At 69.1% G+C, this 14,844-nt stretch carries 14 protein-coding genes, 2 tRNA genes, 1 rRNA gene and 1 pseudogene; 7 read left to right on the top strand and 11 right to left on the bottom strand.

All coding sequences use genetic code 11. The features are described from left to right. Positions 1-10: 10 nt before the first annotated feature. From groL to AX769_RS07040, 5 genes are all read right to left on the bottom strand, one after another. A complete protein-coding gene (groL, locus tag AX769_RS07060; protein ID WP_066277531.1) occupies positions 11-1,630 on the bottom strand; it encodes a chaperonin GroEL in 1,620 nt (539 codons plus the stop codon). A 190-nt stretch (positions 1,631-1,820) separates the two neighbouring features. Beyond that, positions 1,821-2,024, bottom strand: coding sequence for a cold-shock protein (locus AX769_RS07055; RefSeq protein WP_066277529.1), 204 nt, complete (start codon positions 2,022-2,024; stop codon positions 1,821-1,823). Positions 2,025-2,198: 174 nt separating this feature from the next. After that, positions 2,199-2,810, bottom strand: coding sequence for a LytR C-terminal domain-containing protein (locus AX769_RS07050; RefSeq protein ID WP_066277523.1), 612 nt, complete (start codon positions 2,808-2,810; stop codon positions 2,199-2,201). A gap of 32 nt (positions 2,811-2,842) precedes the next feature. Further along, positions 2,843-3,106, bottom strand: a complete 264-nt coding sequence (locus AX769_RS07045; RefSeq protein WP_066277522.1) for a DUF3263 domain-containing protein — start codon at positions 3,104-3,106, stop codon at positions 2,843-2,845. Positions 3,107-3,188: 82 nt separating this feature from the next. Then, a complete protein-coding gene (locus AX769_RS07040) occupies positions 3,189-4,181 on the bottom strand; it encodes a DUF2332 domain-containing protein (protein WP_066277521.1) in 993 nt (330 codons plus the stop codon). Positions 4,182-4,307: 126 nt separating this feature from the next. On the opposite strand from AX769_RS07040, the gene msrB reads away from it, so the two are divergent. Next, a complete protein-coding gene (gene msrB, locus AX769_RS07035; RefSeq protein ID WP_066277516.1) occupies positions 4,308-4,712 on the top strand; it encodes a peptide-methionine (R)-S-oxide reductase MsrB in 405 nt (134 codons plus the stop codon). An 80-nt stretch (positions 4,713-4,792) separates the two neighbouring features. Continuing rightward, positions 4,793-5,290: a nitroreductase family protein gene (locus tag AX769_RS07030; protein ID WP_239451963.1), complete on the top strand. Its 498-nt coding sequence runs from the start codon at positions 4,793-4,795 to the stop codon at positions 5,288-5,290. Positions 5,291-5,325: 35 nt separating this feature from the next. Here the strand turns inward: AX769_RS07030 and AX769_RS07025 are convergent, their stop codons facing one another. Then, on the bottom strand, positions 5,326-5,511 hold the full coding sequence (locus AX769_RS07025) for a hypothetical protein (RefSeq protein ID WP_066277515.1): 186 nt from the start codon (positions 5,509-5,511) through the stop codon (positions 5,326-5,328). Positions 5,512-5,586: 75 nt separating this feature from the next. Between AX769_RS07025 and AX769_RS07020 the strand changes: the two genes are divergently transcribed. From AX769_RS07020 to AX769_RS07000, 5 genes and pseudogenes are all read left to right on the top strand, one after another. After that, positions 5,587-5,662: transfer RNA gene (locus AX769_RS07020), tRNA-Thr, on the top strand. A 180-nt stretch (positions 5,663-5,842) separates the two neighbouring features. After that, positions 5,843-6,460, top strand: a complete 618-nt coding sequence (locus tag AX769_RS07015; protein WP_082763542.1) for a M15 family metallopeptidase — start codon at positions 5,843-5,845, stop codon at positions 6,458-6,460. A gap of 136 nt (positions 6,461-6,596) precedes the next feature. Then, a complete protein-coding gene (locus tag AX769_RS07010; RefSeq protein WP_066277511.1) occupies positions 6,597-7,619 on the top strand; it encodes a 3-oxoacyl-ACP synthase III in 1,023 nt (340 codons plus the stop codon). Beyond that, positions 7,616-10,322: pseudogene (locus AX769_RS07005) on the top strand (alpha/beta fold hydrolase). The gene AX769_RS07010 and the pseudogene AX769_RS07005 overlap by 4 nt, the downstream one beginning before the upstream one ends. Then, positions 10,319-11,296, top strand: coding sequence for an NAD(P)-dependent oxidoreductase (locus tag AX769_RS07000; protein WP_066277509.1), 978 nt, complete (start codon positions 10,319-10,321; stop codon positions 11,294-11,296). The pseudogene AX769_RS07005 and the gene AX769_RS07000 overlap by 4 nt, the downstream one beginning before the upstream one ends. On the opposite strand, the gene AX769_RS06995 is transcribed toward AX769_RS07000, so the two are convergent. The 5 genes from AX769_RS06995 to rrf all read right to left on the bottom strand — a co-directional run bounded on the left by AX769_RS06995 (position 11,293) and on the right by rrf (position 14,840). Then, positions 11,293-11,703, bottom strand: a complete 411-nt coding sequence (locus AX769_RS06995) for a VOC family protein (protein ID WP_066277506.1) — start codon at positions 11,701-11,703, stop codon at positions 11,293-11,295. The two genes, AX769_RS07000 and AX769_RS06995, sit on opposite strands and share 4 nt — an antisense overlap. 346 nt (positions 11,704-12,049) lie before the next feature. Continuing rightward, positions 12,050-12,124: transfer RNA gene (locus tag AX769_RS06990), tRNA-Gln, on the bottom strand. 52 nt (positions 12,125-12,176) lie between these two features. Next, positions 12,177-13,121: an NAD(P)/FAD-dependent oxidoreductase gene (locus tag AX769_RS06985; RefSeq protein WP_066277504.1), complete on the bottom strand. Its 945-nt coding sequence runs from the start codon at positions 13,119-13,121 to the stop codon at positions 12,177-12,179. Continuing rightward, positions 13,118-14,608: a glutamate--tRNA ligase gene (gltX, locus tag AX769_RS06980; protein ID WP_066277501.1), complete on the bottom strand. Its 1,491-nt coding sequence runs from the start codon at positions 14,606-14,608 to the stop codon at positions 13,118-13,120. Before gltX ends, AX769_RS06985 begins: the two co-directional genes overlap by 4 nt. A gap of 115 nt (positions 14,609-14,723) precedes the next feature. Continuing rightward, positions 14,724-14,840 (bottom strand): 5S ribosomal RNA (gene rrf / locus AX769_RS06975). Positions 14,841-14,844: the final 4 nt, after the last annotated feature.

Genomic DNA, 14,844 nt, shown 5'->3' with positions numbered 1-14,844 from the left:
GCAGCCCGGACTAGAAGTCCATGCCACCCGTCGGGTCGCCGGCCGGAGCCGAGACCTTCTCGGGCTTGTCGGCGACGACGACCTCGGTGGTGAGGAAGAGGCCGGCGATCGAAGCGGCGTTCTGCAGAGCGGAGCGCGTCACCTTGGCGGGGTCGATGATGCCGGCGGCCAGCATGTCGACGTACTCGCCCGTGGCGGCGTTCAGGCCGTGACCGACGGGCAGGTTGCGCACGCGGTCGGCGACGACGCCGGGCTCCATGCCCGCGTTGAAGGCGATCTGCTTGAGCGGAGCGTCGATGGCGACCTTGACGATGTTCGCACCGGTCGCCTCGTCACCCGTGAGGTTCAGGGTGTCGAGCACCTGCTTGCCCGCCTGGATCAGGGCGACGCCACCACCGGCGACGATGCCCTCTTCGACGGCGGCCTTCGCGTTGCGAACGGCGTCCTCGATGCGGTGCTTGCGCTCTTTGAGCTCGACCTCGGTCGCAGCGCCGGCCTTGATGACGGCGACGCCACCGGCCAGCTTCGCGAGGCGCTCCTGGAGCTTCTCGCGGTCGTAGTCGGAATCGGTGTTCTCGATCTCGGCACGGATCTGCTTGACGCGACCGGCGATGACGTCCTCTTCGCCGGCGCCCTCGACGATGGTCGTCTCGTCCTTGGTGATGATGACCTTACGGGCACGGCCGAGGAGGTCGAGGGTGGCGTTCTCGAGCTTGAGACCGACCTCCTCCGAGATGACCTGGCCGCCGGTCAGGATCGCGATGTCCTGCAGCTGAGCCTTGCGACGGTCGCCGAAGCCGGGGGCCTTGACGGCGACCGACTTGAAGATGCCGCGGATCTTGTTGACTACGAGAGTGGCCAGGGCCTCTCCGTCGACGTCCTCGGCGATGATGAGCAGCTGCTTGCCCGACTGGATGACCTTGTCGACGATCGGCAGCAGGTCTTTGATGTTCGAGATCTTCGAGTTGACGATCAGGATGTAGGCGTCTTCGAAGACGGCTTCCTGGCGCTCGGGGTCGGTGACGAAGTACTGCGACAGGTAGCCCTTGTCGAAGCGCATGCCCTCGGTGAGCTCGAGCTCGGTGCCGAAGGTGTTCGACTCCTCGACGGTGACGACACCCTCTTTGCCGACCTTGTCGATGGCCTCGGCGATGAGCGCGCCGATCGTGGGGTCCGCAGCCGAGATGGAAGCCGTGGCGGCGATCTCGTCCTTGGTCTCGATCTCCTTGGCGTTCTCGAGCAGCTGCGCGGAGACGGCCGCGACGGCCTTCTCGATGCCGCGCTTCAGGCTGATCGGGTCGGCGCCGGCAGCCACGTTGCGGAGACCCTCGCGAACGAGAGCCTGCGCGAGGACGGTGGCGGTGGTGGTGCCGTCGCCGGCGACGTCGTCGGTCTTCTTGGCGACCTCTTTGACCAGCTCGGCGCCGATCTTCTCGTAGGGGTCGTCCAGCTCGATCTCCTTGGCGATGGACACGCCGTCGTTGGTGATCGTGGGGGCGCCCCACTTCTTTTCGAGGACGACGTTGCGACCGCGCGGGCCGAGCGTGACCTTCACTGCGTCGGCAAGAATGTTCAGGCCGCGCTCGAGGCCGCGTCGGGCCTCTTCGTCAAAAGCAATGATCTTTGCCATGTGGTTTTTCGTCCCTCCCGGACGTAATGAAGCATGAACCTTGGCACTCACTACAGAGGAGTGCCAATTGATTCTGGCACTCACCCCCTGTGAGTGCAAGTGCGTCGGGAGCGCCGCGCGAAGGAAGCCGGACCGACGGAAAAGGCGCCACCCCATCAGCGGGGTGACGCCCTTTCAGAAGGATGCCGAGTCAGGCGAGGCAAACAGCCTCGGCCTGCGGGCCCTTGTTGCCGGTGCCGACTTCGAAGACGACTGCCTGGCCCTCCTCGAGGACCTTGTAGCCGCTCATGTCGATGGCTGAGTAGTGAACGAAGACATCCTGCCCGCCCCCCTCGACGGTGATGAAACCGTAGCCCTTTTCGGCGTTGAACCACTTGACGCTTCCGTTTGCCATTTCGTACTCCCTAGCTGTGAACGCTCGCCACCAGCCCATGTGCTCGGACGACGACTGGTTCCAGATAGTAATGAAGAACGACCCCGAAATCCCTCCCTCGGCGGTAAAAAATCGACTCGGAGAGCCTGGATCAGCCGCTTTTAACACGGCCGTAACCTGACGCGCGGTTTGACGTTACTTGGAGACGTAATCGCTGCCCAGCACGACGGTGATCGTCGAGCTCGGGAAGGCGGTGCTCTGCTGCACCTGCGAGATGCCGAGGGTCTTGGCGATGCCGAGGGCGATCGACTCGTTGTCGGCCGCCGACGAGTCGTAGTAGACGACGGACGTCGGCACCTCGGTCGTCGCGTTGCCCTCGTTGCCGACGACCCAGCCGCCGTTCTTCAGGGCGCCGCCGGCGTTGGCCGCGAGGCCTGCCGTCTTCGTCGAGTTCAGGACCGTGATGGTGGTCACCGCCGAGTTGATCTGGGACGGGTCGAGAAGGGGCGTCGGCGTCGGGGCGACCGTGGGCGTCGTCGAGGTCGATGCGCCGGGCGACGGGGTGCCCGACGAGCTGCCGGGCGTCGCCGAGATGCTCGGCGCGGTCGTCGAGGTGTCGTGGAACTGGTTGTTGCTGTCGGTGATCTTGAGCACGGCCACGCCGATGCCGACCAGGACGAGGCAGGCCAGCGCCGCCCAGGCGAAGACGATCCAGCCGCCGTGCCGCTTGACGCCCGAACGGTGCGCACCGACGCGCAGGGGCGATTCAGGGACGCCGTCGAACCGGTCGGGCGGGAACTTGGCCATGGATGTGGTGGTCTTCCGTCGTGGGCTTCGGGTCAGCGCCCGAAGCTGCGGGCACTGCGCGCCTCGGCTCGGGTGTCGCGAAGGCGCAGGAGCCTCCCGACGAGCATGGGCGCGTACGCCAGTGCACCGGGTTTTTCTATGAGCCAACCGAGCAATTGCTGATATCTCGGCCCGGTCAGGCCGAATTCCGTGCGAATCGCTGCCTCCTTGCGGGAGACCGCGACGGGTGCGCGCTGCTCGAAGTCGAGGATCCTGCGATCCTGCTCCGTCAGCTCGTTCGCCCTGTCGTCTCTCATCGCCCGCCTCTGCAGTCTTTGGAATCCTAGGGCGGGCAGGGGTGAGCGCCGGGAAGGCACGCCCGGCGTCGACGAGGCTGCGCTACGTCAGCAGGTGCAATCGTCGGCCGTACGCGTCGCCGACGGCGATGGCGCGACCGTCGACGGCGAGCGTCGCGAACCAGCCGTCGGCGATTTCAGGATGCGGGAGGGTCGCGTGCACCCTCGTCAGCAACCCCGTCCGTTCGTACGAGATCCACCGCACGCCCAGCGCCGCGACCGTGTCGACGAATGCCTGGCGCCGAGCACCCGGCAGGTAGACGAGCGTGCCGACCGTGACGACGACGGGCACGGTGCCGGCCGGAGCCAGCGCGACGAGGTCTCCCAGCGCGTCCACGGCGTCGCCGATGAGCAGCGTCGGCGGCTCTCGCCGGACCACGTCGGCGGCGGCCCGGAGGAGGGCGACACGGTCGACCTGCCCCGGCCACAGCAGCGTCTCGAGCCATTGCATGGCGGCCTCGTCGCGGACATCGAGAGGCGCGAGGTCGAGGCCCGCGCGAAAGGCGACGGGAGGGATGCGACCGACGTGAGCGAGGGCATCCTGCGCCCCCTCGACAGCGACGGTGACGCGGACCACGCTCGACGGGTCGCCGAGGCGCGCCGAGCCGACGCGCACGTCGAAGCGGTCGGGGTAGAGGCCGAGCCCCGCCGATGCCCCGACTTCGAGCAGGGCGACGGGCGGCACGGCATCGGTCTCGAGAGCGCCAGGCGGCAGGATGCGAGAAAGCGCCCACGCGATCGGCCCGACTCGGCGCACGTCGTTCGTCTGCGTGTGTCGGCGGTCGAGCTCGGCCACCAAGTCGTCGGCGTGGCCTCGCAGCCACGACCGCAGCTCGTCGAACGATCCGAGAGGCGCCCCCAAGAGGCGAGCCACCGCGAAGACGAGAACGGGCTGGCGCTGCGACGCCCGGGCCCGGTCGACGAGGGCGACCAGCTCGGCATCCTGCGCCATTCCCGTCGCCCACTCCGCGTAGACCGGCGAGCCACCGAGTGCCGCGGCCTCGGCGAAGTCGGCGAATCGTCCGGCCGTCGTCATGCGGCGAGCCTACGGTCGACGTACGGCCGGCATGGGGCCGACTCACGGAATCAACCGGGCCGGATGCGTGTTGAATGATGTGGGCCCCGAGACCATCGGGTCGCCCCGCAAACGAAGGAGAACCCTGTGGAATACAAGGTCGAGAAGTCGGACGCCGAGTGGCGCGAGGAGCTCAGCCCTGAGGAGTTCGCCGTGCTTCGCCAGGCGGCCACCGAGCGCCCGTGGACGGGCGAGCTGCTCGACGAGTCGCGCTCCGGTCTGTACGCGTGTGCCGCCTGCGGCGCCGAACTGTTCAAGAGCGGAACGAAGTTCGACTCGAACTGCGGCTGGCCGTCGTTCTACGAGTCGGTGAACCCCGACGCGGTCGAGCTCATCGAAGACGACTCGCTCGGCATGGCTCGCACAGAGGTGCGCTGCGCCAACTGCGGTTCGCACCTGGGCCACGTCTTCCCCGACGGGTTCGGCACGCCGACCGGCGACCGCTACTGCATGAACAGCCTGTCGCTCACGTTCGAGCCCGCGGCCGAGTGACCGACGATTCGGTGACGCCACCGCCGCGCGCACCGTCTCCGGTGCGCGCGGCAGCGCTTCGTCGGCGTTCGCGTTCGAAGGTGGCCGAGAGGGCGCCGTCGCATGCCGAACTCGTCGAGCTGGTGCAGGCGGCCGGCACTGTCGCCGACCACTCTGGTCTGCAGCCGTGGCGCATCATCGAGGTGCGCGGCGACGCCCGTCTCGACGTGGGCCACGCGATCGCTGCGGCCGGCGGCGCCGAGGGCGACGCTGCCGCGAAGCTCGCGCTCAAGCCGCTTCGGGCACCCCTTCTGGTCGCCGTCGTGCTCTCGCCCCGCGAGAGCCGCAAGGTGCCCGAGTGGGAGCAGGAGGCCGTAGCCTCGGGCGTCGCGCACCTGCTGAGCCTGCTGCTGGACGAGGCCGGGTGGGGCGTGCTGTGGCGCACCGGCATCTGGACTCGATCACCCGAGGTCGCCGCAGCGCACCGTTTAGCGCCCGGCGAGAAGCTGCTCGGTTGGCTCTATGTCGGAGAGCCCGTTCGAGACGACGAGAAGCCTCGCAAGACGATCGACGCCGAGCGGTTCGTCACCTCGCTCTGAGGCGTGCGGGCCGGCGCCGAAGCGACTGGAGGCTGTTACCAGCTGCGGTTGCTGCGCCCGATGAAGGTCATCGGCACGAAGAGCGCCGCCGTGCAGGCGAGGATGCCGCCGAGGAAGGTCAGGTAGCGCCACGCCTCGGGCACCTGGAAGGCGAACCCGAAGCAGAGGAAGCCGAAGATGAACAGCGCGATGGCGAGCACGGCGATGATGATGTTGGACAACAGGACTCCTCGTTCACTCCGATTACTACGACAAGCCTAAGCCCTCGCGGAGCTTCCCGTAGACTGGGGCCACTTGCCGACTTGGCGCAATTGGTAGCGCAGCTGTCTTGTAAACAGCAGGTTGCGGGTTCAAGTCCCGCAGTCGGCCCCATTGATTCCGTAGGTTCCCAACTCTCCTGCGACATCCGCAAGCTCCCTGAAACGCGATCATGGTGACCGCCGGCAGGCCCTGACCCACGCCCGAATCAAGCCGCCACGCCGCACTGCCCCCGGACTGGGGAGACCCGGTCTGGGGGCAGATCATCCGGAAGGATGATGCGAGGGTCGACGCATGTCCTCATTGACCACGAGAACCCCTGCTCTTGCCTCCCGCCGCACCTTCCTGACCGGGGCTGCCGCTGCTCTCGCCGTCGGCCTGACAGGGGCCGCACTAGCCCTCCCCGACCAGGCGAATGCGGCCGCGTACCAGCAGCCCGACGCCTGGGGCGGCTTCACGAACGGCAACATCCCGACGTCCCGTCTCGCTCCGGTCGCCGACGGCTCGCACGTGCGCGCCGACGCCGCCGTCGCGTACAACTCCATGGCGGCCGCTTTCCAGTCGGCCTTCCACAAGCCGCTTTCCGTCACGCAGGGCTACCGCCCCCTCAAGCAGCAGCTCTCGATCTTCGAGTCGCGCTACACGCCCCACAAGAACAAGGTGGCCGGCAGCGTCTTCTGGGCGGGGTTGTACTGGACTCTGAACAAGGGCCAGTCGGTTGCCGCAGCCCCGGGCACCTCGGTGCACGGCTGGGCCCTCGCCATCGATTTCTCGTCGGGCGTGCAGACGGCGGGCAGCGCTCAGAAGAAGTGGGCCGACAAGAACGGCCCGACATTCGGCTGGTTCCCGATCGGCAACTCCTTCGGCGAGGCGTGGCACTTCGAGTTCACGCCGCCGAAGGCGAAGAAGTAGCGCCACCGGCGACAACCCGCCCATATGCTCATCGGGGCATAATGGGCACACACACGCGCGGCACATGTCCAGTTGAACCGGTCGTAAACTCGAGGGGCTACAAAGGCACCCGAGCACAATTCGACAGGGAGATCCGTTGGACGGCAATGCAACGACGAGACACAAGAATGTGGCTCTTTTGTCGGTGACGAGCACTCTCGCCGACCGTGTCACGACATCCGACGATCTCGACCGTCTACTCCAACCCGTCCTCAAGCGGCTCAAGCTGCCGAAGGGCCTTCTCCAGCGAGTCGCCGGGGTGATCGAGCGTCGCAACTGGGGCGCCACGCAGACCTTCGAGAAGGCGGCCATCGACGCCGGCAAGCGCGCCCTCGCCGAGGCCGGCATCCGCGCCGACCAGGTGGGCCTCCTGATCAACACGTCGATCACGCGCCGCAACCTCGAGCCGAGCGTCGCCGTGCACCTGCACGACGGCCTGGGTCTCGGGTCGGCCGCTCTCAACTTCGACATCGCGAACGCCTGCCTCGGCTTCGTCAACGGCATGAACCTCGCAGCCACGCTCATCGACGCCGGCCAGGTCGACTACGCGGTCATCATCGACGGCGAAGACTTCGACGACGTCCAGACCAACACGGTCGATCGCCTGCTGCACGGCGACATCGCCCGCAAAGATTTCATGAGCGAGTTCGCCAGCCTCACCCTCGGGTCGGGTGCGGCGGCGGCCGTCCTCGGCCGAGCCGACCGGCACCCCGAGGGGCACCGCATCGTCGGCGGCATCACGCGCTCGGCCAGCCAGTACAACGACCTCTGCGTCGGCACCGTCAACGGCATGTTCACCGACGCCAAGGGTCTGCTCAAGCACGGAATGGAGCTCGTCGTGCAGGCCTGGACGGATGCCAAGACCGAGTGGAACTGGGCCCACATGGACCGCTATGTCATGCACCAGGTCTCCGACATCCACACCGCCGACTTCGTCAAGTCGGCCGGCATCGACCGGGCACTCGTGCCGGTCACCTATCCGACCCTCGGCAACGTCGGCTCCGCTTCGATCCCGATCACCCTCGTCGAAGAGAAGGCCACCCTCTCGAAGGGCGACCGGGTGCTGCTGATGGGAGTCGGGTCGGGCATCAACACCGCCATGACCGAGCTGGCCTGGTGACCTCGCGCCTGCCGGCCGCAAGCCGGGCTCCAGCGCCCGCGTCTCTGCCGCCGACGGGACTGCCCGGCCTCGACCGGCGGTTCTCCCGACTGGTCGAAGCTTCCGGCCGCACCTGGCACGTCGTCGACAACCAGGCGGCGCTCGACGAGGCCGGCATCGACGCCCGGGGCACCGTGCTCTGCGTGCACGGCAACCCGACCTGGTCGTACCTCTGGCGATCCCTCGTCTCGGGAGCCACCGAGCAGGCCCTCACGGGCGGCGCCGCCTGGCGCGTCATCGCAGTCGACCAGCTCGACATGGGCTTCTCCGAGCGCACGGGGGTCGAACGCGACCTCACCCTGCGCGTCGGCGATCTCACCGATCTCACCGATTCGCTCGGCCTCGACGGCCCGGTCGTCACCTTCGGCCACGACTGGGGCGGCGTCATCTCGCTCGGCTGGGCCGTCGACCATGCCGAGCAGCTCGCAGGCGTGATGCTGCTCAACACGGCGGTCAACCAGCCGTCCGATTCACAGATCCCGGCCCCGCTCCGCTTCGCGCTGAGTCGGGGCGTGCTCGGGCAGGCGACCGTCTCGACACCGGCCTTCCTCGAGACGACGCTCGCGCTCGCGCATCCCGCGCTGCCCCTCGACGTCAAAGAGGCCTATCGCGCGCCCTACCGCGGCGCCGAACGCCGCGGCGGCATCGGCGGCTTCGTCGCCGACATCCCCACCGACAAAGGCCACCCGAGCGAGCCCGAGCGGCGGCGCATCGCCGAGTCGCTCCGCACGCTCACGGTGCCGGCGCTGATGCTGTGGGGCCCGCGCGACCCGATCTTCTCCGATCGCTACCTCGACGACCTCGTCGGCCGGCTGCCGCACGCCGACGTACACCGCTACGAGGGCGCCGGGCACTTCGTGGCCGAAGACGTCGACTTCGCCTCCGCTGCGCTCACCTGGCTAGGCGACCGCTTCGGCGACGGGGCCGGCGCCGACGAGGCGGGGCATCAGGATCCTGCGCCCCACCAGGTCGACGAGGCCGCGTCGCGTCGACTCTGGGCCTTCCTCGACGAGCGCCGCGACAGCCGCGACACCGCCCTGGTCGAGATGGCCCCTCGGGGCACCCGTTCGTCGATGCCCCGAGCCGTGACGTGGCACGCTCTGTCGCACCAGGTCGCGCGGCTGGCGGCGGGCCTCCGGGCTGTCGGCGTCGAGCACGGTGACCGGGTGTCGTTGCTGGTGCCGCCCGGGGCCGACCTCACCGCCGTGCTGTACGCGTGCCTCCGCATCGGGGCCGTGGTCGTCGTCGCCGACGCCGGGCTCGGGTGAGAGGGCTGACGAGAGCGGTCCGCGGATCCTGGCCCCGCCACCTCATCGGAGAGCTGCCCGGCCTCACGGCGGCGCGAGCCCTTGGCTGGCCCGGCCAGAAGATCTCGACGCGCACCCTGGCCCCGGCCGTGGCGCGCTCGCTCGGTGTGGCGCACTCGCTGCCCGAGATCGCCTCGCTCGGCGCCGCTGCCCAGCATCCCGTGCCCGCTGCGCCGTCAGTCGACGATCTCGCCGCCATCCTGTTCACGTCGGGGTCGACCGGCCCGGCCAAGGGGGTCGCTTACACGCACGCGCAACTCGAGGCCGTGCGAGACCTGCTCTCGGCGACCTACGACGTGGGGCCCGACACGGGGCTCGTCGCCGGGTTCGCACCGTTCGCCCTGCTCGGGCCGGCCCTCGGCGCCCGCTCGGTGACCCTGACATGGACGTCACGAAGCCCTCCACGCTCTCGGCGACCGCGGTGGCCGCCGCAGCGCACGAGGCCCGGGCGACAGTGATCTTCTTATCGCCCGCCGCTGTCGCCAACGTGGTCGCGACATCGGGTGCCCTGTCGCCGGCCGACCTCGAGGCGCTCGACGGGGTGCGCACCTTCCTCTCGGCCGGCGCTCCGGTCGCACCGCCTCTCGTCGAGGCGGCTGCACGCCTGATGCCGAATGCGACAGCGCACACGCCCTACGGAATGACCGAGGGCCTGCTGATGACCGACGTCACCCTCGACGAGATCCACGCGGTGGCCGCGTCCGCACCCGGCGATGCTGCCCGATCCGGCGGCGGCGTCTGCGTCGGTCGCGCCGCGGCAGGAGTGAGAATCCGTGTCAGCGCCCTGGACGCCGACGGCCACGCCACCGGCGCGCTGACCGAGTCGCCCGATCTGACCGGCGAGATCGTCGTCGCGGCCCCGCACGTGATGGACCACTACGACCGCCTCTGGCTGACCGATCGTGCCAGCCGCCGCGTCAGCGGGGCTCGTCCCGGCGAGCGCTGGCATCGCACCGGCGACGTCGGCCACCTCGACCGGGCTGGTCGGCTCTGGGTCGAAGGGCGCCTCCCCCACGTCATCACCACGGCCGACGGCGTCGTCACGCCCGTCGCCGTCGAGCAGGGCGCCGAGTCGGCGTCCGGTGTCGCCCGCGCGGCTGCCGTCGGTGTCGGCCCCTCCGGCACCCAGCAGGTCGTCGTGGTGGCCGAGACCAGCCCGCCCTCGTCTCGGGTGCAGTTGGCCGGCGAGAGCCTCGCCGCCTCGATCCGCGCCGCCGCGGGCGTTCCCCTCGCCGCCGTGATCCTGGTGCCTCGGCTACCCACCGACGTGCGCCACAACTCGAAGATCGACCGCTCGGGCCTGGCCGCCTGGGCGAGCCGCCTCTTGCGCGGCGAGAACCCGGGCCGACCGGCGTGACCACCCTCGTGACGGGCGCCAGCGGCCTTCTCGGCGGCGCAGTCGCGGCCGAGCTCGTCACGCGCGGACACGACGTCCGCACCTTCCAGCGTCGCCCCTCGGGCGTCGAAGGGGCGCAGGATGCCACGGGGTCGCTCACCGAACCGGCCGCGGTCTCTCGCGCGCTCGACGGCGTGGACTCCGTTGTGCACCTGGCCGCGCGGGTGTCGCTCGCCGGCGACCCCGGGGAGTTCCGCATCGTCAACGTCGGCGGCACAGCCCACCTGCTGAAGACCGCTGCCGATGTCGGTGTCTCCCGCTTCGTCTTCGTGTCCTCGCCGTCGGTCGCCCACGCGGGCTCGTCGATCTCGGGAGCCGATGCCGACCCGGCCGACCCGGCGCGGGCCCGCGGCGACTACGCCCGGACCAAGGCCGAGGCCGAACTCCTGGCCCTCGCCGCTGATCGCCCCGGCTTCGCCACCGTGGCAGTCCGCCCGCACCTCGTCTGGGGCCCAGGCGACACCCAGCTGATCGGGCGGATCGTCGACCGTGCACGGCGCGGCCGCCTGCCGCTGCTCGACCACGGCCGGACCCTCATCGACACCCTCTACATAGACAACGCCGCGTCGGGCGTCGCGCAGGCGCTCGCTCGGGCGGAGACAGTGCACGGCAACGCCTACGTGCTGACGAACGGCGAGCCACGGCCCGTCGCCGAACTGCTCGCCGGCATCTGCCGCGCGGCCGGTGTGACACCGCCCCGGCTCAGCGTGCCGGCGGGCCTCGCTCGGGGCGCCGGATCGCTGATCGAACGGATCTGGAGCGTCAGACCGGGGCTCGACGAGCCGCCCATGACACGCTTCCTCGCCGAGCAGCTCTCGACGTCGCACTGGTTCGACCAGCGACGCACCCGGCACGACCTCGACTGGCGTCCTGCCGTCTCGCTCGACGAGGGCTTCGCCCGCCTGGCCGCCTGGTACGCGGCCCCGTCTCCCTAGCCTTCTTCGGCTTCGTAGCCGATGAGCCAGGTCACGCCGAACCGATCGCGCACCTGCCCGTCGGAGGCACCCCACGGCCGCACCTGCAGCCGGTCGAGCACCGTGCCCCCGTCGCCCAGCGCGTCGAACCACCGATGCAGCACCTCTCGCGGGGCGATGCCGAGCAGCGAGAACAGCACCCCCTCCCCGGCGAAGGGCTTGTCGTCGCCCGTCGCGTCGGCGGCGTAGAGCTCGACGTCCCCGGCCAGGATCCCGTGCGCGACCGCCTCGGCGGGCCCGTCCTCGCGCCCGAACTCCGCCAGGGTGTACACGGTCACCTCGCCGCCGAAGACCCGGCCCCAGAACTCGAGCGCTGCCCGCGCGCTCCCTGGCATCAACAGGTACGGCTTCGGCCCACGGCTGCTCATGCCCGGCACCCTATCCGCTCCCGCTGCGGCGTGTCTCCTGGCACAGCCGAAATCATATGGCGGAAGCCGACCCCCCGGATGTCAGCCGAGATGATCGACAGCCCACGGCCAGCGTTCGGCCGGCGCTGCGGCGTCGGCCGCCGGGAGCGCGCGGCGAGCGAAGCGAAGCCGCATATCGGCGGAGCCGGCGCGCGGCGAGCAAAGCGAAGCCGCACCCCCAACCGAACAACTCGATGCGGCGGGAGAACATTGGCTGCCCTGCTGCAGCCGCATGTCGGCGGAGCCGACCAATCGACACAGACAGCGATTCCCCGCTCCTTCCGAAGGAAGGACACGGGGAACCGAATGGCTGGGGTACCTGGACTCGAACCAAGAACAACTGAACCAGAATCAGTCGTGTTGCCAATTACACCATACCCCAAAACTGATATGCAGAACATCTCAGCCTCGCGACTCGTTACCGAACCGAGTGTCTACTGTACAGCATCCGCGAGGTCTCGAATGCCGCCGACGAGGTCGCGGTTGATGGTCGCGGCGGTGCGTGCCCCGGATCCTGCGGCCACGATCAGCTGTTGGGGGCCTGGGGCTGCGGATTCACCGGCGACGTAGAGGCCGGGCACGCTGGTGCGCCCGTGGCTGTCGGCGACGAGCAGGCCGTCGATGTCGAGATCGGGGGCGAGCGTGTCGAGGTAGCCGAGTTCGCTCGACCAGGCGGGCCGCACGAAACCGCCCTGGCGGGGGACGACGTCGCCGTCGGCCAGGCGGATGCCGGTGAGACCGTCGCGGTCGCCTTCGATGGACGAGATGGTGCGTCGGTCGGTCGTGATGCCTCGGGCTTCGAGGGCTTCTTCGTCGCCGCGGCTGACGATGTCGACGCCGTTGGTGAAGACGATGAGGTCGTCGCTCCACTGCGAGAGCAGCACTGCCCGCTCGGCGAGGTCGTCGTGCTCGCCGATGACGGCGAGGGCCTGGTCGCGTTTGTCGTAGCCGTCGCATTCGATGCAGCTGTGGATGGCCGTGCCGTAGAAGGCGCGGAGGCCCTCGATGGTCGGCAGCGTCTCATGAAGGCCGGTGGCGGCGAGCACGGTGCGCGCAGTCGCCGAGCTGGCCTTGTTTCGCATCGCGCACTCGATCACATAGCCGTCTTCGGCGCGTGTAACCTTCTGAGCCAGTGTCGTACGGTGCTCGGCGCCCTCGTAGCCCAAGAACTCGTCGCGGCCCAGCCGACGCAGCTCGAGCGGCGAGATGCCGTCGCGGGTGAGGAAGCCGTGCGACATCAGAGTCGCCGAGTTGCGGGGGCGGTTGCTGTCGATCAGCAGCACGCGTCGGCGCGCCCGCACGAGGTTGAGGGCTGCGCTCAAGCCGGCGGGCCCTCCTCCGACGACGGCGACGTCGTAGGTGTCGGCGGTGCCGCTCACACCCTCGCTGCCAGCTTCTCGAGGCGGGCCACGGTCGACTCCCGGCCCAGGATCGCCATCGACTCGAAGAGAGGAGGGCTCACCCTGCGGCCTGACACAGCGACTCGAAGGGGGCCGAAGGCCACTCGAGGCTTGAGCCCCAGGCCCTCGACGAGCGCACCCCTGAGCGCCTCTTCGAGCGCGGTGTGCGTCCACTCGCCCGCCGCGGACACGGCCTCGACCGAGGCACGCAGCACGTCGCCGGCGTTCTCGCCGAGAGTCTTCAGCGCGTCGTCTTCGTACACGAGGTCGTCGTCGCTCGTGAACAGGAAGCCGAGCATGCCGGGCGCCTCGCCGAGCAGCTGCATGCGCTCCTGCACCAGCGGTGCGGCCGCGATCAGAATCGCCTGCTGCGCGGGCGTCGGCGGGTTCGCGACGATCCCGTCGAGGTACGGCACGAGGCGGCCGGCGAAGTCGGCGGACTCGAGCAGGCGGATGTGGTCGCCGTTGATCGACTCGGCCTTCTTCTCGTCGAAGCGCGCCGGGTTGGGGTTGACGTCGACCACGTCGAATGCCGCCACCATCTCGTCGATCGAGAACACGTCGCGATCGTGGCTCAACGACCAGCCGAGCAGCGCGAGGTAGTTGACCAGACCCTCGGGAATCATGCCGTTGCTGCGGTGCAGGAAGAGATTCGACTCGGGGTCGCGCTTCGACAGCTTCTTGTTCTTGTCGCCCATCACATAGGGCAGGTGACCGAAGCGCGGAATGAACTTCGCGATACCGATCTCGTAGAGCGCCTCGTAGAGGGCGATCTGGCGGGGGGTCGACGACAGGATGTCCTCGCCGCGCAGCACGTGCGTGACGCCCATCAGGGCGTCGTCGACGGGGTTCACGAACGTGTAGAGCGGAATGCCGTTGGGCCGCACCACGACGAAGTCGGTGAAGGATCCGGCGGGGAAGGTGATGGGGCCCCGCACCAGGTCGTCGAAGCTGAGGTCGCGGTCGGGCACTCGAAGACGCAGAGCCGGCGCCCGGCCCTCCGCCCGATACGCCGCCCTCTGCTCGTCGCTGAGCTCACGCTCGAAATTGTCATAGCCCTGCTTGGCGTCGCGCCCGTTGGAGACGTTGCGTGCTTCCATCTCGTCGGGCGTGACAAAGCTTTCGTAGAGGAGGCCGCGCTCCTTCAGCTGCGCGATGACGCCCTGGTAGATGTCGTGCCGCTCCGATTGGCGATACGGCGCGAAGGGACCACCGACCTCGACCCCTTCGTCCCAGTCGATGCCGAGCCAGTGCAGGCCGTCGATGATCTGGTGGTAGCTCTCTTCGCTGTCGCGCGCGGCGTCGGTGTCTTCGATGCGGAAGACCAGCTTGCCGCCGGTGTGGCGCGCGTAGGCCCAGTTGAAAAGGGCAGTTCGGATCAGGCCGACGTGGGGTGTACCGGTGGGCGACGGGCAGAACCGGACGCGCACGTCGGCGCCGGTCGCGGTCGTGAAGGAGGCAGACATCGCCGTCAATCCTACCGTTCGCGGTCTCCACCGAAGCTGCAGGTTAAACGCAGAAAAGGCCACCCGTGTGGGGTGGCCTTTGCTGGTGCTGCACCAGTTGGTGGAGCGAAGGTGAGTCCGGCGGTGTCCTACTCTCCCACAAGGTCCCCCTTGCAGTACCATCGGCGCTGAGAGTCTTAGCTTCCGGGTTCGGAATGTGACCGGGCGTTTCCCTCTCGCTATGGCCGCCGAAACAC

The sequence above is a fragment of the Frondihabitans sp. PAMC 28766 genome (genome assembly GCF_001577365.1).
In the GTDB taxonomy this organism is placed as follows: Bacteria; Actinomycetota; Actinomycetes; order Actinomycetales; family Microbacteriaceae; genus Frondihabitans.
This window is presented reverse-complemented; position numbering and strand designations above follow the sequence as displayed.